21 protein-coding genes are annotated in these 21,416 nt (G+C 68.6%); 10 read left to right on the forward strand and 11 right to left on the reverse strand.

The features are described 5' to 3' along the window. Positions 1-28 precede the first annotated feature (28 nt). From NJQ98_RS14620 to NJQ98_RS14635, 4 genes are all read right to left on the reverse strand, one after another. Entirely contained in the window at positions 29-1,795 is a 1,767-nt protein-coding gene (locus NJQ98_RS14620) for a methyl-accepting chemotaxis protein (protein WP_262179967.1), read from the reverse strand. Between the two features lie 97 nt (positions 1,796-1,892). Next, on the reverse strand, positions 1,893-2,267 hold the full coding sequence (locus NJQ98_RS14625) for a cupin domain-containing protein (protein WP_262179969.1): 375 nt from the start codon (positions 2,265-2,267) through the stop codon (positions 1,893-1,895). A gap of 47 nt (positions 2,268-2,314) precedes the next feature. Beyond that, positions 2,315-3,223: an AEC family transporter gene (locus NJQ98_RS14630; protein ID WP_262179971.1), complete on the reverse strand. Its 909-nt coding sequence runs from the start codon at positions 3,221-3,223 to the stop codon at positions 2,315-2,317. Between the two features lie 62 nt (positions 3,224-3,285). Further along, positions 3,286-4,536 (reverse strand): DUF7096 domain-containing protein, encoded by a 1,251-nt coding sequence (locus NJQ98_RS14635; RefSeq protein ID WP_262179973.1) that lies wholly within the window; start codon positions 4,534-4,536, stop codon positions 3,286-3,288. A 155-nt stretch (positions 4,537-4,691) separates the two neighbouring features. Between NJQ98_RS14635 and NJQ98_RS14640 the strand changes: the two genes are divergently transcribed. The 7 genes from NJQ98_RS14640 (at position 4,692) to NJQ98_RS14670 (ending at position 12,161) form a co-directional block, all read left to right on the forward strand. Next, entirely contained in the window at positions 4,692-5,780 is a 1,089-nt protein-coding gene (locus NJQ98_RS14640) for a helix-turn-helix transcriptional regulator (RefSeq protein WP_262179975.1), read from the forward strand. Positions 5,781-6,112: 332 nt separating this feature from the next. Next, the gene (locus NJQ98_RS14645) at positions 6,113-7,675 is read left to right on the forward strand and encodes an ABC transporter substrate-binding protein (RefSeq protein WP_262179976.1); all 1,563 of its coding nucleotides are present in this window, start codon (positions 6,113-6,115) and stop codon (positions 7,673-7,675) included. After that, the gene (locus NJQ98_RS14650; protein WP_262179978.1) at positions 7,672-9,546 is read left to right on the forward strand and encodes a HAMP domain-containing protein; all 1,875 of its coding nucleotides are present in this window, start codon (positions 7,672-7,674) and stop codon (positions 9,544-9,546) included. Before NJQ98_RS14645 ends, NJQ98_RS14650 begins: the two co-directional genes overlap by 4 nt. Positions 9,547-9,630: 84 nt before the next feature. Further along, on the forward strand, positions 9,631-10,473 hold the full coding sequence (locus NJQ98_RS14655; protein WP_262179980.1) for a polyprenyl synthetase family protein: 843 nt from the start codon (positions 9,631-9,633) through the stop codon (positions 10,471-10,473). 109 nt (positions 10,474-10,582) lie between these two features. Further along, positions 10,583-11,143, forward strand: a complete 561-nt coding sequence (locus NJQ98_RS14660; protein WP_262179982.1) for an AAA family ATPase — start codon at positions 10,583-10,585, stop codon at positions 11,141-11,143. After that, positions 11,140-11,556: an RNA-binding domain-containing protein gene (locus tag NJQ98_RS14665; RefSeq protein WP_262179984.1), complete on the forward strand. Its 417-nt coding sequence runs from the start codon at positions 11,140-11,142 to the stop codon at positions 11,554-11,556. The genes NJQ98_RS14660 and NJQ98_RS14665 overlap by 4 nt, the downstream gene beginning before the upstream one ends. Further along, on the forward strand, positions 11,553-12,161 hold the full coding sequence (locus tag NJQ98_RS14670) for an HAD family hydrolase (protein WP_262179986.1): 609 nt from the start codon (positions 11,553-11,555) through the stop codon (positions 12,159-12,161). Before NJQ98_RS14665 ends, NJQ98_RS14670 begins: the two co-directional genes overlap by 4 nt. Here the strand turns inward: NJQ98_RS14670 and NJQ98_RS14675 are convergent. Genes NJQ98_RS14675 through NJQ98_RS14685 form a run of 3 tightly spaced genes read right to left on the reverse strand, consistent with a single transcriptional unit; the run spans position 12,158 to position 14,770 of the window. Continuing rightward, entirely contained in the window at positions 12,158-12,712 is a 555-nt protein-coding gene (locus NJQ98_RS14675) for a hypothetical protein (RefSeq protein ID WP_262179988.1), read from the reverse strand. The two genes, NJQ98_RS14670 and NJQ98_RS14675, sit on opposite strands and share 4 nt — an antisense overlap. 39 nt (positions 12,713-12,751) lie before the next feature. Continuing rightward, positions 12,752-13,807, reverse strand: a complete 1,056-nt coding sequence (locus tag NJQ98_RS14680) for a molybdopterin-dependent oxidoreductase (RefSeq protein WP_262179991.1) — start codon at positions 13,805-13,807, stop codon at positions 12,752-12,754. Positions 13,808-13,831: 24 nt separating this feature from the next. Then, on the reverse strand, positions 13,832-14,770 hold the full coding sequence (locus NJQ98_RS14685; RefSeq protein ID WP_262179993.1) for a lamin tail domain-containing protein: 939 nt from the start codon (positions 14,768-14,770) through the stop codon (positions 13,832-13,834). A gap of 102 nt (positions 14,771-14,872) precedes the next feature. Between NJQ98_RS14685 and NJQ98_RS14690 the strand changes: the two genes are divergently transcribed. Then, on the forward strand, positions 14,873-15,736 hold the full coding sequence (locus NJQ98_RS14690) for a CBS domain-containing protein (protein WP_262181008.1): 864 nt from the start codon (positions 14,873-14,875) through the stop codon (positions 15,734-15,736). Between the two features lie 13 nt (positions 15,737-15,749). Here NJQ98_RS14690 and NJQ98_RS14695 read toward each other — a convergent pair whose 3' ends face one another. After that, a complete protein-coding gene (locus NJQ98_RS14695; protein WP_262179995.1) occupies positions 15,750-16,790 on the reverse strand; it encodes a nucleoside recognition protein in 1,041 nt (346 codons plus the stop codon). Positions 16,791-16,913: 123 nt separating this feature from the next. Here NJQ98_RS14695 and NJQ98_RS14700 point away from each other — a divergent pair, with 123 nt between their 5' ends. Beyond that, positions 16,914-17,240, forward strand: coding sequence for a DUF7130 family rubredoxin-like protein (locus NJQ98_RS14700; protein ID WP_262179996.1), 327 nt, complete (start codon positions 16,914-16,916; stop codon positions 17,238-17,240). A 74-nt stretch (positions 17,241-17,314) separates the two neighbouring features. Here NJQ98_RS14700 and NJQ98_RS14705 read toward each other — a convergent pair whose 3' ends face one another. Both NJQ98_RS14705 and NJQ98_RS14710 read right to left on the reverse strand, forming a co-directional pair. Further along, positions 17,315-17,833, reverse strand: coding sequence for a magnesium transporter (locus NJQ98_RS14705; protein WP_262181010.1), 519 nt, complete (start codon positions 17,831-17,833; stop codon positions 17,315-17,317). 43 nt (positions 17,834-17,876) lie between these two features. Continuing rightward, entirely contained in the window at positions 17,877-18,455 is a 579-nt protein-coding gene (locus NJQ98_RS14710; RefSeq protein ID WP_262179998.1) for a magnesium transporter, read from the reverse strand. A 157-nt stretch (positions 18,456-18,612) separates the two neighbouring features. Between NJQ98_RS14710 and surE the strand changes: the two genes are divergently transcribed. Next, positions 18,613-19,500: a 5'/3'-nucleotidase SurE gene (gene surE, locus NJQ98_RS14715; RefSeq protein ID WP_262180001.1), complete on the forward strand. Its 888-nt coding sequence runs from the start codon at positions 18,613-18,615 to the stop codon at positions 19,498-19,500. A 66-nt stretch (positions 19,501-19,566) separates the two neighbouring features. Here surE and NJQ98_RS14720 read toward each other — a convergent pair whose 3' ends face one another. Then, positions 19,567-21,384, reverse strand: a complete 1,818-nt coding sequence (locus NJQ98_RS14720; protein ID WP_262180003.1) for a bacteriohemerythrin — start codon at positions 21,382-21,384, stop codon at positions 19,567-19,569. Between the last annotated feature and the right edge of the window lie 32 nt (positions 21,385-21,416).

The raw sequence follows: 21,416 nt of genomic DNA on the forward strand, positions 1-21,416 counted from the left end.
AAAACTGTCACACCTTTCGGTCTGCCCGTCAGTCGTCGGTCGTGTTCCCCTGGTCCAGCGACGGGCCACCGCTGAAGACGAACTCGTGTTCGGCCTCGGCCTCGAAGCTATCGAGGATTTTCTGGAGCGGTTCGACGTACCGGATGAGGTGTTCTGCCCGCGCGCTCACTTCGGTGAGCTCCGCGGCCTGTTCCTCGGCGGCCCCCGCAACGGTCTCGGTCTCGGCCAGCGTGGTGTCGGTGGTCTCGGCCAGTTCGGAGAGCTGTTCCGCGAGCGCGTCGAGACGCTCCTGGGCACGGTCGATGTCGTCCGCTTTGAGGGCGCCGACGGCCTCGTCGACAGCACCGATGGCGTCCCTGAGTTCCTCTCGCTGCCGATAGCTATCGTCGGAGATGCGCTGAATCGATTCGGCGACCTGCTCGGCGGCCTGTTTGACGTTGGCAGCGTTGGTGCCAACGACCTCACCGGACTCCTCGACGTGGGTCGCGAACTGCTTGAGCTGTCCGGTCGTCCGCTCCAGTTCGGCCATCATGACGTTGAAATCCTCGGCGATGGCGTCCATCGCGTCGTTTTCGCCGTCCGGTTCCATCCGGGTCGTCAGGTCGCCGTCAGCCACGCGCTCCATCACCGTCGAGTAGTCGTCGGCCTTGTTCCTGAGATGGGTGTTCGTCTCGATGACCTCCGCGTGGGCGGTCTCGACGCGCTTGCGCTCGCGCTCCAGTTCGTCGATTCGCTGCTTGAGCGACTCACGCATCGCGTCGAAGGAGGCGTACAGCTCGCCGATTTCGTCCTCTCGTCCGGATTCGATTGGCGCGTCCAGGTCGCCGTCCCGGACCGTCTGTGCGCGCTGGGAGAGGTCACGCACGGACCGCACGGTGTTTCGGCCGAGCGTCAGTCCGACGACGAGCAGCCCGCCGAGCAACACCGCCAGCAACGCGAGCAGCTGTGTCGACACCGTCTGCTGGAGCTGATAGGCGGTGTCAGTGGGGACACGCCGGGTCACCGTCCAGCCGCGTTGCTCGCTCCTCGCGTAGCCGATGGACTGTTCCTGTGCCCCGGCTGTCGTGGTGAACGAGCCGTTACCGCCCTCGAAGCGGTCCGTCGCGACGGGGTCGGTCGACAGGAGCGTCGACGGGTCCTGAGCGAGGACGACCGTTCCGGCCTGATTGGTCACGCGGACGTTCGCCGCTCCCCCGTCGCCGAGCATCTGCTCGGAGAGCCGTTCGAGGTCGATGAGGATTGCCAGCGTCTTGGTCTCGTCGCTGGGCGACTTGCTGAGCAGGAGTAGCTGTGGTTTCCCGGTCGCCGAAGGGCGGAACGGTTCCGAGTAGACGACCCGGTCGTCGGTCGCGGAGAACAGCTGTTCGGTGCGCTGGCGCAGGCCGCTCTGTAGCCGCCCGTCGCTTGTCACAGCGGATTCGCTGCCGGCCGTGGCCACGGTCGTCCCGTCGGTCCGGTTGAAGAAGTACGCGCCAGAGACGGCCTCTCGGGCCGTCAGCTGGTAGAGCTGGTCGGTCGCGTGGAACTCGTCGCCGCTGCGGAACGCGACCGACCGGGGGAGCGTCTCGGCCTGTCTGGTCATCACCGCGAACCAGTTGTCCAGCCGCTCTGCCTCCAGGTCCGCGTTCGTCTGTAGTGACGCCTCAGTGTCGGCGCGAATCTCGTTGCCGACCGTCGTGTAGATGACGCCGCCGACCGCGGCGGTCAGCAGCATAATCGCGAGAAGGAGACCGGCGAACTTTCGACCGTAGCTGCCACGGATATCCAGAAGGGAACGTAGCTGAGTGAGGCCCATCACTACGGCTGCCTCGGTGACGGGGATAAACGGTTGCTAATTGTGGAACTTGTCGGTCGGTACCGGTACTGTGACTACGTATCACACGGGGTCGCCCTCAACTGTCCGGGCTGTACGGCAGGCCGGGGTCGCTCTTTGGCGCGCCGACGCCGACGACGCGGGCCGACGAGTCGGCGGTCTCGGGATTGTACGGCCGGTGGGGGCTCTCGGGCTCGGCGACGAACACCTCGTCGGTCCCGACGACGAACTCCCCCTCGGGCGTCTCGACGTGGACGGTCCCCGAGACGACGTAGAACAGCTCCTCGCGTTGCTGGTGGTAGTGATACTCGCGGGGGAGCTGCTCGCCCGGCGCCATCTCGTAGGTCGCCGCGTGCAGCGCCAGCAGCTCCGCCGCGTCGGAGATACCGCGCCGGTCACACGGGTAGTCATCGGTTCCGGGTAGCTCTTCGGGGTCGATGTGGTGGTAGGGCATGACTGGGAGTCGGGTCGGGCGTCGGGAAAAGCGTGTCCCGTTCCGTCTCACCCGAACAGCCAGACGAGCCCGGAGAGCGTCCCCAGCGACGCCACCGTCGTCACGACGACGTTCATCGAGGCGAAGGCGGCGTCGCCGCCGAGTTCGCTGGTGTAGACGTACGTCGAGACCGCGGTGGGGGAGCCGAACATGATGACGGCGGCAGACAGCGCCGTCGGCCCGAGGCTCAGCGCCGAGAACACCGCCCACCCGAGGACGGGCATCCAGACCACCTTCAGCAGAACGACGCCGGTGGCCGGCCGCAGCGCCGACAGCGACAGCCCCGTGTCGAGTTTCGCGCCGACACAGAGGAGTGCGAGCGGGAGCGCGAGCGTCGAGACGGCGTCGAGCCCGGCGACGGCGACGGCCGGCACGCCCAGGCCGCCGACGGAGGCGGCGATGCCGGCGGCGAGCGAGATGAGGACGGGGTTCGTCGCCAGCGCCCGTAGCTCGCCCGACAGCGACGCGTCGCTGTCGTTGATGCGGATGAGGGTAAACACCGTCGCCGGGACGTGAGTCAGCGCGCCCAGCCCGAGGACGACGCTTGCGACCGCTGTGGCCTCGCCGCCCAGTGTCGCCGCCACCAGCGGTAACCCGAGAAACCCCATGTTCCCGTGGTACGACTGCACGATGGCGACGCTCCGGCGGGCGTCGTTGGCCCGGCGCCGGTGGACGACCCAGCCGACGGCGGCGGTCGCGCCGATGACAATCCAGAGGCCGACGAGCAACGCCGGCGAGATGAGCTCGCGCAGTGGCCGGTCGAACGTCGAGGTGAAAATCAACGCCGGCAGGGCGACGTAGAACGCGACGGCCGTCAGCGTCTTGGTACGCCGTTCGGTGAGCAGCGAGACGCTACGTGCGGCCGCGCCGACGGCGAGAAAGACGAGCATGAAGCCGAGCTGTTCGAGAACCGCCATACCTGACCCAGCGGACAGGTGGGTTAATCCCTTTCGTCACCGGAGCGGCGTGTGACGGGCTCTCAGCTCGCCGGGACGGCGACGGTGGTGTTCCCGGTGTCCGTGGAGACAGTGACGGTGTAGGCGCCCCGCGGTTCGACGGTCCAGAGGACGCCGTCGCCCCCGGTCGTCCCGACGGACTGCCCGTTGATGGTGACGGTGCCGTCGACGGTCGCGCCCGTCTCGTCGTTCGCGGCGCTGACGAGCAGCGGCCCGGTCGGACTCGACCGTCGGACCGTCACTGCGAGGGTGTCGTTGACGTTGCGCCGGGTCGCCGTCGTCTGTACGTCGGAGAGCCCGCGGAACTGCTCCTCGTAGAAGATATCGGTCGTCCCGCCGTCGAGATACGCCGTCAGCTCGCCGTTGGGATGGTTGGCCGTCAGCTCGTAGATGCCCGAGGTCCCGTAGTAGGTGAGGCTGGGCCGCTGTCGCTCGTAGAGCCACGGGTACAGGTCCGCCGCCCGCTCGTCGGCGACGTCAAGCCGGTCGGTCCCGGGGTCGCCGTCGTTGACCGCTGTCTGGAGGAACTGGTCGGGCGCGCTCGCGTCGCGTGCCCCGTCGAGGCGCGTCTCCCGGATGTACTCGTCGTCAGTCATCGTCGCGAGCATGTAGCCGTCGTCGGACACCTCGATGTAGTGCGTTCTATCGGCCGTCTCAGCCGACTGGAGCTGGCCGCCGACCGGGCCGGTGAGCGTCCGCAGCTCGCCCTCGACCGAGCGCAGCCGGGCCGTCGTCGACTCGCTCAGCGAGTAGTCGGGGGCGGTGTCGGGGGCGGTGGCGATCCGGTCTAGCGTCTCCAGGAGCTCCGCGGCTTCGGCGTCGACCAGGAGCCGCGTCCTGAGAAACGTCGACGCCGATATCTCGCCGCGTGCGTAGCGGGCCATGGCTCCGTCCTGGCGCTCGTCGAGCGCCTGCTCCTTGGCCTCGATGTCGGCCAGGCGGTCGTTGATGAGCCTCGTCCGCGCGTCGCGGCTCTCGATTTGACGGAACCGCTCCTCGAACGAGAGCGCCTCGTGTCGGTGCTGGAGCTGTGCCGACCAGGCCGCCGTGGCGGTGCCGACGTCGATGCCGGTGCTGTCGTAGCTCGACCGGCGGACGTCGCCGGCCGGGATGGTGAGCTGGTTCGTCGTGTTCGGGACCGTCGCGATACTCGGCAGGGAGGTAGCGGTCGTTTCGCTCCGCTCCTGGGTCTGTGTCGGGTAGGCGCCCGCGACCGGGAGGGCCGCCGCGGTGACGAACAGCAGCGCGACGAGGAGGGCTGAAAGCGGTCGCATTGCCAACTGGTAGACCGCGACCGTACAAAAATCTCTCCCATTACGACATCCGTAACTGCGGGCCGAGAGACGCCGAGACGTTTCACGGCGACATCTGACGTTTTATTCTTCGATAGAAAGGGTTTTGCCGACGGCCTGTCCACTCTTTGGGTGACATGGTCCCGCGGGCATTCCCCGTCCTCCTCGTCCTCCTCTTCGTTGCGTTCCCAGCGGTCTCGGCGGCCACGTCGACCGCCGCCGCCGGAGTCGGACCGGCCGCGCAGTCGGCCCAGAGCCAGGAACTCGACCCGGAGAACACGACGTTTCACGTACAGCTGCGACCGAACGGCGACGCCCGGTGGACGATAATCGAGCGGTTCAACCTGACGGACGAAAACGACACACGCGCCTTCGAGACCACCCGCGATGCGTTCCTCGCCGGCAACAGTGACCGGGCTCTCCTCACCGAGTTCCGGGCGGCCAACGACGCCGCAGCGACCGCCACCGGCCGGGACATGGCGCTCAGGAACGTAAGCCGCGACTACGAAATCGACGGCGACCGCGGCCGCCTCGTGCTTTCGTTCAACTGGACGAACTTCGCGGCCGTCAACGGGAGCCGACTGTCGCTTCAGGACGCGTTCTACACGCCCGACGGGACGTGGCTCACCACCCTCAGATCGGACCAGTCGCTCATCATCTCACCGCCCCAGGGGTACACCCTGACGAACTCCCCACCGGACTCGTACTTCGACAACGGCAACCTCCGAATCGACGGCGGTCCGACCACCACGTTCGAACGGGGCGACCTGGATATCGTCTACGAGGGCGACAGTACCACCCAGCCGGGGCCAAACACCGGGGACTTCCCGCTGTGGACCGGTATGAGCCTCCTGCTCATCGTGGGCCTGGCGGCTGTGTTGCTCTACCTGAACGGACAGGACGAGTTCCCGAGCGTGGGGTCGGTCGGTACCGACAGCGACGACGGCGGCGACGCGCCGGCGCCCGAGCCCCCCGCCGCCGACGGAGCGACCGACGATATCGACGCGGAACTGCTGAGCGACGAGGAGCGCGTCGAACGGCTGCTCACCCGAAACGGCGGCCGGATGAAACAGGCCCGCATCGTCAAGGAGACGGGCTGGTCCAACGCCAAGGTGTCACAGCTGCTCTCCTCGATGGACGAGGACGGCCGCATCGACAAGCTCCGTATCGGCCGGGAGAACCTCATCTCCTTCCCCGACGAGGACGTCACCGAAATCGAGGACTAGCGGTCGGTGTCACCGGCGCGCTGACGCGCCGGCCTGTCTCGTGAGGGCGGAGAGCGTGGCCCGGGTGCGCTCGCGAGCCGTAAACTGGTCCTCCGAATCGGGGTCGCTCGCCTGGTCATTCGGGGGAGCTCCACTCGGTCAGTGACAGAAGCCGGAGCCGACGCACGCCGACGGGAAACGGTTCGCTCACGGCCACTTCTTTACTACCAGGGTCCCTGTTTTCGGTAAACTTATTATGAGTGATTAATGATGTACGTGTCAGCAAGAGGGGTGAGAGTGGACGGGTCGCTCCCCCGGCCGTGCGGGCCTCTCAGCGCAGATGATAGATCACAATGACAGACCGGATTACTGACCGCATATCACGACGAAGCGCGCTCAAATCACTGACCGTCTCGGGGGCGGTCGGTCTCGCCGGGTGTGGCGGCATGTTCTCCGACGACGACGACGAGCCCGAGTACGGTGCGATGGAGATTCCGCCCGAAGAGGCCGGCATCGAGGAGTGGGGCCAGAAGCTAAACGCGCACGCCGAGGAGGCCGGTATCGACTGGCAGCAGTTCGAGGGCGAGGGTATCGAACTCACGTTCGGCAACGCGCTCCACCCGTACGCGACCACGACCAAACAGGTCAAATCGTACTTCGAGGAGCTGACCGGTATCACGGTCAACTACGAGACCGTCTCCGAGGAGCAGTACTGGCGCACGGCGCGTCAGCGCCTCGAACAGGGCGGACGGTACGACGGCATCATGTGCGGGCTGTGGCCGGCGGGGGGCTATCACTACGGGAGCGACGGCACCCCCTGGGTCCGGGACCTCTGGCAGTTCATCGAGGACCCCTCGCTCACCGACAAGGACTGGCTCGCGATGGACGACTTCCGCGACCAGACCATCGAGCTGATGACGTTCCCGAACGGGGACGGCACCAGCGACTTCATCGGCTTCCCGAACGGCATCGAGGCCTACGGCTGTACGGCCATCCACAAGCCGACCTTCGAGAAGCTCGGCCTCCCGGAACCGACGAACTTCACCGAACTGGAGTCCTGTGCGACGAAAATCTCCGTTTCCGACCAGGAACGGGAGGGAATCGTCTCCAGGACCAGCTCCGGCACGCTGTCGGCCGCCAACTGGGGGACCATGTTCAAGACGTACGGCGCGGACTGGATCGACCGCGAGAACAAGGAGGCGGCGCTCAACTCCGAGCAGGGCATCAAGTCCCTGGAGCGGTTCGGCGGGATGCTCCACAAGTACGGGCCCGAGAACCCCGGCTCCTACGACTGGTACAAGAACAACAACGCCTACAGCGAGGGCGACGTCGGAATGATGTACTCGACGCCCCAGACCTCCGGTATCGTGGACACGCAGATAATGGAGGAGACCAAGTGGCTCCCGCCGCTGGAAGGGCCCGACGGTCAGGACCCCGTCGTCGACACCTGGGTCTGGGCGACGGCGATTACCGCGGACACGGACCACCCCGAAGCCGCGTGGCTCTTCCTCCAGTGGGCCAACTCCCGGCAGGCAAACCTCATGCTCTCGACCCGGCAGTGGCAGGGTGACCAGCCGCGTGCGGGCTACGCCCGCCTGGAGTGGGTCGACCAGCAGGTCAAGAGCGGAAACGCGCCGCCGGTGCCTGGCGAGGGATACATGAAGGCGTTCCGCGAGGGGATGAACGGCGTCCCCGGCGGCCGACCGAGCGAGCCCGACGTTTACCCGCCCGTGCCGGTCGACACCAACCAGAACATGAAAATCATGTCGGAAGCCGCGTCCGCGATGAGCAACGTCGTCGCCAACGGTCCGAGTACGGCCGCGGCGGAGCTGGACCGCGTCGCACCGACGATTACTGAACATGCAAAGAATATCCCCGACCGATATGTGGCTGCGGACAGATTCGACAACAAATGAGTGCTGAAGAAACACCAACCGACGCGGACACGGACGACGTCAGCGGTATTCTCCCCGCCTTTCTGGCCAGGAGTTTCCTGGCGAAGTTCGTCGTCGCCCTGTTGCTGGTCACCGTCGTCATCCTCGGCGTGAGCGCGAACACGTACGCCCAGACGAGCTCACAGCTCACGGCGGACACCCAGACGGAGTACGTCAGCGTCGCAAACTCCAGTGCGACACAGGTCGCCGAGTGGCGCCAGTCGCGACGCGACACGACTCGTCGCCTCGGACAGTTCGAAGTCATTCGCAGCGGGACCCAGAGCGAACGACAGGCGTTCCTGGAGGCCGAAGCCGAGCGGCTCCCGAACGACGTCATCAAGGTTCAGGTCGTGAACCGGTCGTCGACGACCGTCACGGCCAGCTCCGACACCACGCGCGTCGGGGAGTCCCAGCTCAGCCGAGAGGCCCCGTGGCGCAACGAGGAACTCGACTACGGCGAGGACGGCGTCTACATCGCGGAGGCGACGAACGCGCTCCAAACCTCGCTGGTCTCGTTCGTCACGCCGATAGAGACCGACGACGGCGACGACCTCGTCCTCGTGATGCAGACGGACCTCAACGCGCTCGCGAGCGACCTGCCACAGCCGTCCGAGGGCGTCTACTCCCAGGTTATCGACTCCCAGGGCCGAATCGTGGCCGGCACGCGCGGCCAGACGTCGCTGGGTGCCAACGCGGGCTCGCTCCAGCAGTACGACGAGAGCTCCGACGGCGCCGACCAGTCGTTCGTCCAGCGCGGGCTCGACGGGGAGAAGGGCTTTCTGGAGCCCGGCGAGGTGAAATCGTCCCTCTCCGGTGAGTACGTCGTCGCGTACCACCCGGTGGCCGACGAGGAGTGGGTCGTCGCGACCCACGTTCCGGTCTCGACCGCCTACGCCCTCCAGAACACCATCCAGAACAACCTCCTCGTCCTCTCGGGCGTCGTGTTCCTCGGCATCGGCGTCATCGGTGTCGTCTTCGGTCGCGGGACTGTGAGCGCGCTGAACCGGCTCACCGAGAACGCCGAACGGCTGGAGGCGGGGAACCTCGACACCGACCTCGAAGTGACCCGGCGCGACGAGTTCGGCCAACTGACCGCCTCGTTCGCGAGCATGCGCGACGCGCTCCGGGACCGCATCCAGGAGGCCGAGTCCGCCCGCAAGGAGGCGGAGGTCTCCCGGCAGGAGGCCCTCGCCATGACCGACTACCTCCAGGAGAAAGCGGAGGACTACAGCGAGGTCATGCAGCAGTGTGCCAACGGCGACCTGACCCAGCGCATGGAGACCGACAACGAGAACGAGGCGATGGACCGCATCGCCGAGGAGTTCAACGACATGCTCGGCGAGCTGGAGAAGACCACCGGACAGCTCAAGACCTTCTCGGAGGAGGTCGCCGAGTCCAGCGAAATCGTGCTGACCAACACGGAGAACGTGCGCCAGTCCGCGGAGCGGGTCACGGCCTCCGTCGAGCGCATCAACGCGGACGCGACCGACCAGGAGGCGCGTCTCGAAGAACTGGCCGGCGACCTCGACGTGGTCATCGAACGGCTCCACTCGCTGAAGGGCAACCCACACGTCGACATCAACGACGAGCTGGACCAGTTCGAGAACGTCGCCGCGGTGCTCGACGAGGCGACCGGGCAGAGCCAGTCCATCCGCACGGAGGCCGAGAGCGCCGGCGAGACCGCCAAACAGCAGGCCGACGAGCTGGACGAGGTCTCCGAACGCGCCGACCGACTCAAGCGCTACGCCAAACCGCTCGGGGGTATCCTCGACCGGTTCGAGACCGCGGCCGAACACGAGTTCGTCTTCTCCGGCGGCCCGAGCCAGCCGGTCCAGGACGACGGCGACGACTGAGGCCGCGGTTCGCGTTTCCGCCGTTCCGAGTGCGCGGACACTGGGTCGTCAGGTACTTTTCCCCCTAGTCCTAAGCCGTCCCTCATGGAGTATCTCGAGGCGCGTCGTGACCGCGTCGAGGCGCGGCTAGAGGCCGCCATCGACGCCGTCGAACCCGACGCCCTCGCCGACCAGGTCGGCCACGTCGTGCTCTCGGGCGGGAAGCGGGTCCGGCCGACGGTGACGGTACTGGCCTGTGAGGCCCTTGGCGGGGACCCGGCCGACGCCGTCGACTTCGCGGTCGGCATCGAACTCGTCCACAACGCCTCGCTGGTCATCGACGATATCATCGACGAGTCCGAGGTCCGCCGGGGCGTACCCGCGGCGTGGGCCGAGTACGGGCACGGCTCGGCCATCATCGCCTCGGACGGGCTGCTCGGGGAGGCCTTCGGCCTTTTTTCGGCCGACGAGCGGGCGATGCAGACCGTCTCCGAGGCGATGGTCGAACTCGGGGAGGGCGAGGCGATGGAGCTCGTCGCCGAGCCGACCAACGAGTCCGAGTACATGGAGCTTGCCCGCCGCAAGACGGGGGCGCTGTTCCGGGCGGCCGCCGAGCTGGGGGCTATCGCCGCCGACGCCGACGCCTACGCCGTCGAGGCGATGGGCGAGTACGCACAGCGGGTCGGGGTGGCCTTCCAGATGCGCGACGACGTGCTGGACGCCACCTCCGACGCGGAGACGCTGGGCAAGCCGACGGGGCACGACGCCGAGATGGAACGGCCCTCCTTCCTCGAAGTGACCGACCTCACGGCCGAGGAGGCAAACGACAAGGCCCGCGCCGAGTCCGACGCCGCCTTGGAGGCCCTGGAGGCCGCCGACGCCCCCGACTCCCAGTCCGTCGAGTACCTCCGGGAGCTGGCGGAGTTCGTCGTCGTGCGTGAGCGATAACTCGCGCCGACGACGCCCCGCTCTGGCCGTGCCCACGACACGCCGTCCCAGCAAACGCCTTCGCTCCGAGAACAGCAGGTCTTTAGCCGGCTATCGACAAGCGACTCCAATGACAGTCATCGGTGTCGTCGGACTCCCCGGCAGCGGCAAGAGCGAGGCGGCCGAGGTCGCAAGCGAGATGGGCGTGCCGGTCGTGACGATGGGCGATGTCATCCGCGCGGAGTGTCGCGAGCGGGGGCTGGACCCGGCGACGGACCACGGGACCGTGGCGAAGGCGCTGCGCGAGGAGAACGGCCCGGGCGCCATCGCCGAGCGCTCGCTGCCGATAATCGAGGACGAACGGGCGGGCCACGACACCGTCCTCGTCGACGGCATCCGCTCGGACGTGGAGGTCGAGGCGTTCCGGCGGGCCTTCGGTGATTCGTTTGCCCTCGTCGAAATCACGGCGCCGTTCGACGTCCGGGCCGAGCGCCTGGACCTCAGGGGGCGGGACGCCGGCGCCGACGAGGGCGGCGAATCGCTCGAAGACCGCGACGAGCGGGAGCTGGGCTTCGGGATGGGCGAGGCGATGGAGATGGCCGACGTGACCGTCGAGAACACCGACTCGCTGTCGGCGTTCCAGCGCCGGATTCGTACGCTGCTGGAGGAGGGCGTGGAGGTCCAGTCGTGAGCAGCGTCTACAGCGTCGACGTCGAGATAACCGCGCCCGTCAACGACACCGAGGTCACCGCGCGGGTGGCCGACGCCATCCGGAACCTCTTCCCGGAGGCCGACCCCGACCACCGCGAGGGCGAGCTCGTCGCGACGGTCCACACGATGGAGGGGTTCTCCGAGGAACTGCACCGCGCGGAGATTCTGGACACGGCCCGCTCGGTGTTCTTCGACGACCTGGCCGGCGACCGCTTTACCTTCGACCTGAAGAAGCAGGCGGCCTTCGAGGGGCGGGTGAACTTCGCCGTCGGCGAGCCCGCCGAACTGGGCGACATCCACGTCGTCGTCACGGTTCGCGAGCCCGACGCCGAGGCGTACATCGACTACGTCGCGCCGGCGACGGAGGACGGCAAGCCCGTCGACACCGAATGACCGAGGCGCTCTGTTTCGCCCTGGACGGGGTACTTGTCCACCGGACCCGGTCGGACGCCGAACTCCTGCGGGACGTGTTTGCCGCACATGACATCGACCCGACCGACGACCTCCTGGCAACGGCCCGACGGACTTTTCGCAACGCGTTCGAGGCCATAGAGCCCGACCCCTACCGGCAGTCGATGGCGGCGGTCGTCTCGGCGGCCGACGCCGAGGCCGACCCGGAGGACGTGGTCGCGACGCTGCGCGAGGAGACCTACGCCGCGACGACCGTGCCCGAGGCCGCCCGCGAGAGCCTGGTCGGGCTGGCCGACGACAGCACGCTCGCGGTCATCACGAACGGTCCCCGGGAGTGGCAGGTCGGCAAGCTCGCCCATCACGACCTTCGCGACCGGTTCGACGCCGTCGTGGCCTCCTACGACGCCGGCGCACACACGCCAGACACGGCCCCGTTCGACCGCCTCCGGGAGCGGCTCCCCGCCGACGAGTACGTGATGGTCGGGGACGGCGACGACGTGGAGGGCGCGCGGGCCGCCGGGTTCGTCTCCATCGAGTACAGCACGGAGGGGGCGGACCTCTGGGCGACTATCGACGCCCTGCTCTAATCTTCCGCCAGATAGACGCCGGCCTTCGGATGCTGGTCGGCGTCCTCGGCGATGCGGTCGTCGTCGCGGGCGGCTTCGATTTCCGCCTTCGCGGCCTCGCGGTCCATCCCGCCGACGACCGCCATGACGTCGATGAGCTGGTCCTCGTTGGCACGCTGGCGGCCGCCCGAGGTGTTCCCGAGCACCGAGGGCGCGGTCGCTTCGAAGAAGCGGAGGTAGGCGGCGGGGTCGCGCTCGCCGCGGAGCCGGTCGTGCCACGCCGCCGGGTACTGGCTGATGCGGCCGTCACCTAGCTCGTAGATGCGGTCGCCGTCGTCGACCCAGCTCTCGGAGCCGGTGCGCCGCTCCCCGACGGCCGCCACGAACCCTTCTCTGTCGAAGCTGCTGTCCTCGCGCTCTTCCAACTCCTGGACGTAGGCGTCGACGGCCGCCTCGGGGACGCCCGGCCGGTCGTCGTGATACCGTTCGAGGATATCCAGCAGCTCCCGGGTTCCCAGTGCGTCGCCCTGGTGGACTATCTCCTCGACCGCCTGCTGGTCGGTGTCGACCATGTAGACTGTATTGTTGGGAGATTGATAAACGAGCGGCTTTTAGACGCCGCTGACGAAAACAGCGACCCACTCGCCGACCTCGCGGCGCTCGGTCACCCGCACTTCTTCGACCCACTTCACCCACTGGAACCCCCGGCGGTCGGGCGCGACCAGCCGGAGCGGGAAGCCGTGCCCGTGGGAGAGCCGCTCGCCGTCGACGCGGGTCGCGAGCAGGGCGTCGCGGGCCTCGTCGATGGGGAGGCTCCAGCGGTAGCCCGTGACGGAGCGGAACTGCACCCACGCGGCGGCGCCGTCGGGGTCGGCGGCGTCGAGCAGGTCGCCCACGCGGACGCCCTGCCAGTCGTGTTCGGAGTACCAGCCGCTCGTGCAGTCGAGCACGGCGCGGCCGCTCGCGCCGGTCGGCAGGTCGGCGAGGTCGTACGACGCCCTGCTCGCGACCCGGCCGGTGACGGCGAGCGTCCAGTCGGCGGCGTCGACCGGCTCGGGGTCGTCGGCGACCCAGCTCGTCACCGGGAAACGGTTGCCGTCGTCGCTGCCGTCCTCCCGGGAGCCAGTGAAGCGGCGGTCGGCGCCGGCGGTCGCCAGCGCGTCGTTGACGGGTCCCTGCAGCCGCCAGACGGCGGCGCCGGTCGCGACGAGTCCGGCGTAGCGCAGCGCGTCCCGGCGGCCGTGTCGGACCGCCGTCTCGGGGGAGTGAAAGCGATAGCGGAGGTGGGCCAGCAATAGCGGCGCGAGGAGCAGGCCCAGCGCGGTGTGGAGGTGAAAGAGGCCCCACGGTCCGAGGTCGAGCGAGCCCCCGAAAACCCACCAGACGCCGGTGGCGAGCGCGCCGGCCGCGTCGACGGCGAGCGCGACCGAGACGATGCGCGCGCCGGTCAAGCGCTCCGGGGCGACCCGGTGGCGGACCCGCCAGAGCTTGACGGGCAACAGGCCGACGAGGACGACCCCCGAGACGGCGTGGAGGTCGATGACCCACGCGGCGGCCGCGGTGCCGGCGAAGATGGTGCCGACGCCGGTGGCAAGCAGCGTCGCGACGGCGACGAACAGCCCCCAGTCGACCGCCCGGGGCGAGGGAGTGTACCGGCGCCAGTCCATACCTCTCGTAGGGCGGGGAGACGCTTAGTAGGCCCGCCGGAGCGCCACGTCGCCCCCGCTCGTCCGGACAGTGACGGCGTCGCCGTCGTTGTTCCAGACCGCCCCGCTGGCCCCCCAGTAGCGCGCCGTTCGGTTGTCGGTCCCGCTGCCGGTGTAGAGAGTGACGCGCTCGCCGGGACCGAGCGAGTAGTTCCGGAAGCTGTACGCCCGGCCCGCGGCGTCGGAGACGGTCCAGCCGGACAGGTTCAGGTCGCCGTCGCCGCGGTTCGCGAAGACGAGGTACTCGCCGTTCAGATTGTGATTGTCGTTGCCGGCGGCGTCCTCGTGGACCTCGACCAGGGCGAGCCCCGAGGGGCTGGCCGTGGCCGTCGGGGTCTCCCAGTCGGCGGCGTCGGGGTCGACACAGCGCCAGAGGCCGCGCCGGGCCTCGCGGGCGCCCGTTTCGGCCTCGGTAAACGACGCCCGTCGGCTGAAGTCGCTGTCGTAGACGCGGGCGCGACCGGACGCCACCAGCTGGTAGTTGAACAGGCGGTCGTCGACGACCACGTAGGCCAGCAGCCGGTCGTAGTAGCCCCGCCGGTCCAGATTGGGGTCCGTGGCGATGCCGACGGTCCGCCCGAGTAACCGGTCTTTCGCGTAGTTCGAGGCGTTCGTCCCCGCCTCGCGGAGACAGTCAGCGCCGGCCGCGGTGTCGGGGACGCCCTCGAACTCCGCCGGGTCGTTCTCGGCGCGGACCTCGGGCGTGTCGACGCCGACCAGCCGGACGGTGTCGCGGGTGCCGTTGCGGTACTCGACGCGGACGGTGTCCCCGTCGACGACGGCGGTGACGCTGACCCGCGTCGTCTCCGTCGGGAGCGAGCCGGCCGTTCCCGGCGCCGTCGGGCCGGCGTCGTCGCCCACGAGGCCGCCACAGCCCGCCAGCACCACCAGCGCGACCACGAGTCCGGCTCGGTACGCTGTCATCGTCGGAGGGAGGGGACCCACCTACACAACCCTTCGGGCGGGGAGTTATGCCGCTGGCCTGAGAGGTTCCAGTCGATGCTCGCCCTGCACGTCAGTGAGGTCATGCAGACGCCCGTCCGCACCATCAGCCCCGAGCGCCCGGTCGTCGAGGCGGCGACGCGGCTCCGCGACGAGGGTATCGGCTCGCTGGTCGTCGAACGCGACGGGGAGTGTGTCGGCATCATCACCGAGAGCGACATCGTCGCGGTCACCGCCGCGGAGGGCGACACGCGAAAGCTGACGGTCGCGGACGTGATGGCGACCGCGCTCGTGACCGTCGGGCCCGACACGGAGCTGTCGGTCGCCGCCGACCGCCTGCGAGCCAACGGTATCAAGAAGCTCCCCGTCGTCGAGGACGGCGAACTCGTCGGTATCGTGACGACGACGGACATCTCGCGGTACGTCCCGCACGTCACTCGCCCGGAGCCGTCGACCGACGCCCGCCCGGAGCGCCGGCGCTTTACCCGCCCCGACACGCAGTACGAGGACGACGACTGGGAGTTCGACAGCTACGGCGTCGCCGACGGCATCGACGTGGGCGACCACGTCCGCTTCTCGAAGACGCTCTCGGCGACCGACGTCGAGCGCTTCGCCGAGATAAGCGGCGACACGAACCGGCTGCATCTGGACGAGCAATTCGCCGAGCGGAGCCGCTTCGGCCGCCGAATCGTCCACGGGACGCTGGTCTCTGGCATCATCAGCGCCGCGCTCGCCCGGCTGCCGGGCCTCACTATCTACCTCTCACAGGAGCTCTCCTATCGGGGGCCGGTCGACGTCGGCGAGCGCGTCACCGCCCACTGCGAGGTCGTCGAACAGCTCCGCGAGGACCGCTTCCGGCTGTCGACCTCGGTCGACGACGGCGAGGGCAACTGCGTCGTCGAGGGCGACGCCGTCGTCATCTCGGACCCGATTCCCGAGGACGCCTGATATCGACGGGCCGCTACGGCACCAGCAAGAGGACGAGCGCGAGCGCTATCCAGCCGATTTTTAGGCCGGTGTTGACGGCGATGACCTTCGAGCCGAACTCACGGCCCCAGATACCGTACTGAAAGGGGATGGAGCGCTTGAACGTCGAGACGGCGAAGGAGACGATACCGCCGACGAGCATCGTCGCGACCGCCGTCCGGGCGGTGAAGGTGCCGTTCTCGATGAGCGGCGCGATGACGACCGCGCCGGAGGTCGTATCGAGCGCGAAGGCCGCGACTACTGGAACGGCCGCGCCCGGCAGGCCCAACAGGCCCGTCAGCCCGTCGGCGGTCGCCGTCAGCGCCTGTCCGGAGCCGCCGAGATAGCCCAGAATCTCTTCGGAGTACGCGACGAGCAGGGCGACGACGACGTAGATGCCGGCCAGCCGCGGGAGAATCTCCCCGAGTTTCTCGCGGGTCTCGCCCAGCGCGTCGCGGACCCGCCCGAGGGTCGTCTCGGGTTCGTCGTCGCTCGTCCCGTGCTCCGCGCCGCCGTCCGTCGTCGCCTCCTCGCCCACCGCCCCGCGGTCGACGTTCGAGCCGTCGAGCAGGACGGCACCGGCGGCGATGCCCGTCAGCGTGATGGCGAGTGCGACCAGCCCCCGCGTCGTGACATACAACACTCCGACGCGAGCGCCCAGAATCGGGATGAGCACGGGGACGTAGAAGGTGACGATGTGCTGTGCGAAGCCGAAGAAGGTGTTTATCGTGACCGCGACCAGCGTCGCGCGGTCGTCCAGCACGCCCGACTCGCGGAAGTCCGCGAGCATCCCGTAGCCGGCCGTCGGCGAGGCCGTCGTCGTCAGGATGGCGGTGCCGACCTCGTCGGGGAGGTTCGCCGGCCCGGTGAGATACTGCGAGACGACGGCTATCTTCTCGACCAGGCCAAAGGAGACCGCGAGGTTGGCCAGAAAGACGCCTACCGAGAGGAAGACGGCGATACGCAGGACCCGGACGAGAACGTCGCCGAGCAGTTCGACGACCGGATGACCCAGCAGTTCGACCAGCGGGCTCACGACCGGTGGTTCGGCCGACACCGAAATAGGGGCGTCGGTCCACGCTCCGTCAGCGGCTGCCCGGCGCCGGACCTTGCAGCTGCAAGCGCCAGAGTTGCCATGCCGGGCCCGGTAGCACCGCCGATGAGCGACAACCAGATGACATCTTCGGACGACGTCTCGGTCCAGCGAAACGAGGAGATATTCAACGACGACGGCACGCTCGTCGGCGTCGTCGGCGACGCGACGGCCGAGGGGTTCACGGTCGAGACGGTCGCGTCGGTGTCCGTCGAACACGGCGACGCCGCGCGGAGCGAGGACCAGGACCCCGGTCAGGAGTTCGGCGAGGGGTACATCATGTGGCGCTGCACCGAGTGCGGTGAGATGGGCGAAATCGACGACGGGCTCCCGGGGACGTGTCCCAACTGCGGGGCGCCCAAGGAGGCCCTCGCGAAACAGCGCGAGGACTGATACGGATTCGCGTAGATTATTTCCGGATACCGGCGACCGGTACATCGCTACGCTAAACCGTATGAGACCGCCGGCTACACGAGCACGCTGACGGCGCCAAACAGCACCAGCACGCCCAGCACGTCACAGACGTTGGTGACGACGGGAATGACGACGTCGTCGGGGTCGAGTTCGAACCGATAGGCCGCGTAGGTCGTGACCGTGGTGACCGCGACCGCGAGCGACGCCAGCACGACGCCGCTCGTGAGCGCGACCGCGACCACCGTAAGCAGGGTGAGTCGGGTCCCGCCGACCACCCGCTGCAACAGCCACGCGCCGGCGCCGACCAGCGGGAACACCGTCACTGCGAGGGCGATGGTGGCCGCGGCGTTGCCCACCAGCCGGTCGTCGTCGGCGTCGAACGAGAGCAGCCCGAGGTGCAGGGCCGTCGAGAACCGCGCCGCGAGGATGCTCCCCAGGTTCCCGGCCATCCCGATGGTGACCGGCACCAACACGAGCAGCGTCGGGTACCGGAGCAGCGTCGACTCGAAGGTGTCGAGGACGATGCCGCTGCCCAGTTCGATGGCCGTCAGGACCACGAGCACGGGGAGCATCCGGCGGACGATGCCCCGGACCGTCCACTCCGACGCCGCCACGCTACCCACCCCCCAGCGCGAGGACGATACGGGTCGCCACCAGCAGGGTCGCGACCCCGACCACGTCGCCCGTCGTCGTCACCACCGGCCCCGCCAGCGTGTCGGGGTTCAGGCCGCGGCGGTACCCCACGAAGACCACGGAGACGACCGCGACGGTCAACAGGACGCCCGAGATGAGGCCGGCGAGCAGGGCGATAGCCACGAGCGTCGATATCGGGGCCGAGGGCCGTTCCAGGGCTCCCAGCAGGGCGACCGCGAGCACCGCCGCGATGCCGCTGACCATCACGCCGTTGGCCAGCGCCGCGGCCACGGCCGCGTTCACCCGCTCGTCGTCCGTCGAGAACGTCGGCTCGACCAGCCCCTGATGCAGCGCCGAGCCCAGCCGCGCCCCCAGCGAGCCGTAGACGTTCCCCCGCGTCGCCAGAAGCGCCGGCACCAGCACGAGCAGGCCCGCCACCCGCTCCAGCTCGGCGTCCATCCCGCCCAGTACGACGCCCGCGAAGAGGCCGCCGACCGCACTGAGTGCCAACACGGGGAGTGACTCCCGGTAGGCCTCCTCGGCCACCTCGCGGACGGTCATTACCGGAATCAACCGTATCCAGTCGCAAAAAGTACCCGTGTTTGCTCCCCCGACGCCAGCGCGGTCTGCCGTCCCACCGTGATGGATACGGACAGCCGGAAAGCCCCGGTTGCCAGGGACCGAAGTGTTCACACTCGCTCACCCCAACACACGCCCAATGGACGAGCCACGGGTGCTGCTGACGAACGACGACGGCATCGACGCGCCGGGGTTGGCGAGCTGTTACGAGGAACTGACGGCGGTCGCGGACGTGACGGTGGTCGCGCCGATGGAGAACCAGAGCGGGGTCGGGCGGACCCGCAGCCACCGCACCGCCCGCGAGAGCCACCCGTGGGGGTACGCATTGGACGGGACGCCCGCCGACTGCGTCGCCTACGGGCTCCGGGGGCTCGATATCGACTTCGACCTCGTCGTCTCGGGCTGCAACCACGGGCCAAACGCCGGCAACTACGTCGTCGGCCGTTCGGGAACCGTCGGGGCCTGCATCGAGGCGGGCTTTCTGGGCACGCCGGGCATCGCCGTCTCGGCGTACCACTGCGAGGACTTCTTCGTCTCGCCCGCGGCGGAGTACGACTTCGACCGCCCCGCCCGCGTCATGAGTGAGGTAGTCGTCCGGGCGCTGTCGGGCGATATCTTCGAGACCGCGGACTTCCTGAACCTGAACGTCCCGGTCGACGTGGCCGACCCCGAGATGCGCCTGACCGAGCCCCACCACGACTACGACCTGCTGGTCGAACACGACACCGACGGCGAGGTCGACGAGCAGGCAAACCAGGGGACCGTTGGCGATATCGCCCTGCGCGACGTGGTCTGGCCCGACACCGCCGGGTGGGAGAACCCCTTCGACGGCGACGCCGACCTGGCCGAGCGCTACCCCGCCGGGAGCGACCGGCGGGCCATCATCGACGGCGCGGTCAGCGTCTCGCCGCTGACGGCGCCCGCCGTCGGCGTCGACGCCACCGCTTTCGAATCGATGGTCGAGGAGTTCAACGAGAGCGAGCGAATCCGACGGCGGGCCGACGGCGAGACGGCGGACGAGCAGTAGTAGACGGGCAGCGCTGTCACGCCGGCGGTCGGCGGCCGTCGAACCGACGCGACTGAGCCCCCGGACTCACTCGCTCGGAACGAGCGTCTCGCCGTCGAACTCGCCGTAGACGCCGGTGCGGAACCAGTCGCCGCTGGTCGCACTGGCCATGACGTCGCTCGTCTCCCAGTACCGCTCGACGACGTGGGGCCCGCGGAACACGAGTTCCCCCTCGTCGGTCACGGCGACCTCGGTCCCCGGTAACGGCTCACCGAACGCCGACGGGAGCGACGACCCGTACGAGGTCACACAGCCGACGCCTGTCAGCCCCGGTTCGCCGAACACCTGGCTCACCGGGACGCCACAGCCCCAGAGGAACTCGACTCGCTCGGTGTCGAGGGGGTCGGTGCCCGACAGCGCGTAGTCGAGTTCCGAGAGCCCGAACGACTCCTGGAGCGGCGCGAACACGACTCTGGCGGCCGCGGAGTCGGTCAGGGACCCGCTCTTGCCCTCGGTGAAGGCCTTGCCGCGGTCCCTGGCGGCGCCGTCGGCGAGACGCCCCTTCAGGCCGCCCAGGTCGTCTATCTCCGCCTGCAGTTCGTCGGCTATGTGCTCGTACACGCGCGGGACGCCGACCAGGACGTCCGGCTCGACCGCCCGGAGCCCGGCGACGATGTCGTCGGTCGGGACGTAGGCGGCCGCGGCGCCGTTGTCCCACAGGTAGTACGTCGCCACGCGCTGGAAGACGTGTGCCTGTGGCACCAGACAGGCGCCGGTCGAGTCCCGGGTGAGCGGGAACTGCTCGCCGAGCATCGCCACGGCCGCGAGCAGGTTCCGGTGTGTCACGGCGTAGCCGAGCGTCTCCATGTCCCCGCTCAGCGGGGAGACGACGGTGGCCACGTCGGTGGCGGCGTCGTCGAACCCCGGCAGGGACTCCCGCTCCGCGGTGGGGAGCGCGTCGATGTCGAACACCGTCCCCGCGGCCTCCCTGACGGACTCGCTCGCGCTGTCGTCGACGACCAGCGCGTCGACGCCGGCCGTCGTCTCGATGGCCACGGCCCGCTCGCTGCTCTGGTCGGGGTATATCGGGACCGAGACGATACCGGCGAGGTGGCAGGCGACGTCGACGACCGACCAGACGTACGAGGACCGCGCACAGATGCCCAGCGACGTCCCGGGCTCGATGCCCGCTTCGAGCAGGCCGCCGGCGACCGCCCACGCCTGGTCGTACAGCTCCCGGAACGTCCGCGAGGTGTACCCGTCCCCGTTCGGGACCAGCGCGACCGGCCGGTCGCCGTGGCGGTCGACCAGCCGCGCGAGCCAGTCGGCCATCGACCCGTAGGGAATCGAGATGTCGCCGCCGACGTGGACGTCGCTCCCCAGGGCCACCGCCGTGTCGTCGGCCTCGTAGGTCCGTGTCGACTGTCGCGTCTTGTTCAGCTTGCCGGGCTGATACTCGTAGTCGTCGGGGACCGACTCGGCGTAGTACTCGCTGTAGTTCTGGTCCACGTCGTCGCCGCCGATGTGGGCGTCCAGCCACTCCTTGGTGAACTCCAGAATGTCGAGCGTGATCTCCTCGCCGTTCTCGTGGCGCTCGCGGAACTCCCCCACCGTCTCGACGAACTCCTCGTGGAAATCGCGGTGGTCGTAGAAACAGTCGGCACAGTCCATCGCGTAGCCACAGTCCTGCATGAACTCCTCCTCGTCGCCGAAGTGATACTCCGTGTAGCGTTCGAGTTCCTGGAGGATGTCGCCGACTGTCTCCTCGGAGTGGCCCTCATCGATAGCGACGTACAGGTCGTTCAGGAGACCGAACAGGTGTTTGTGCTGTTCGTCGAACCGGTCGATATCGGTGCTGTACCGCTCGTCCACCCACTCGATGAAGGCTCCGCTCGACTCGGCCATACCGCCTGGTAAGCACTACGTACGAAAAGCGA

Source organism: Haloarcula laminariae (genome assembly GCF_025457605.1).
In the GTDB taxonomy this organism is placed as follows: domain Archaea; phylum Halobacteriota; class Halobacteria; order Halobacteriales; family Haloarculaceae; genus Haloarcula; species Haloarcula laminariae.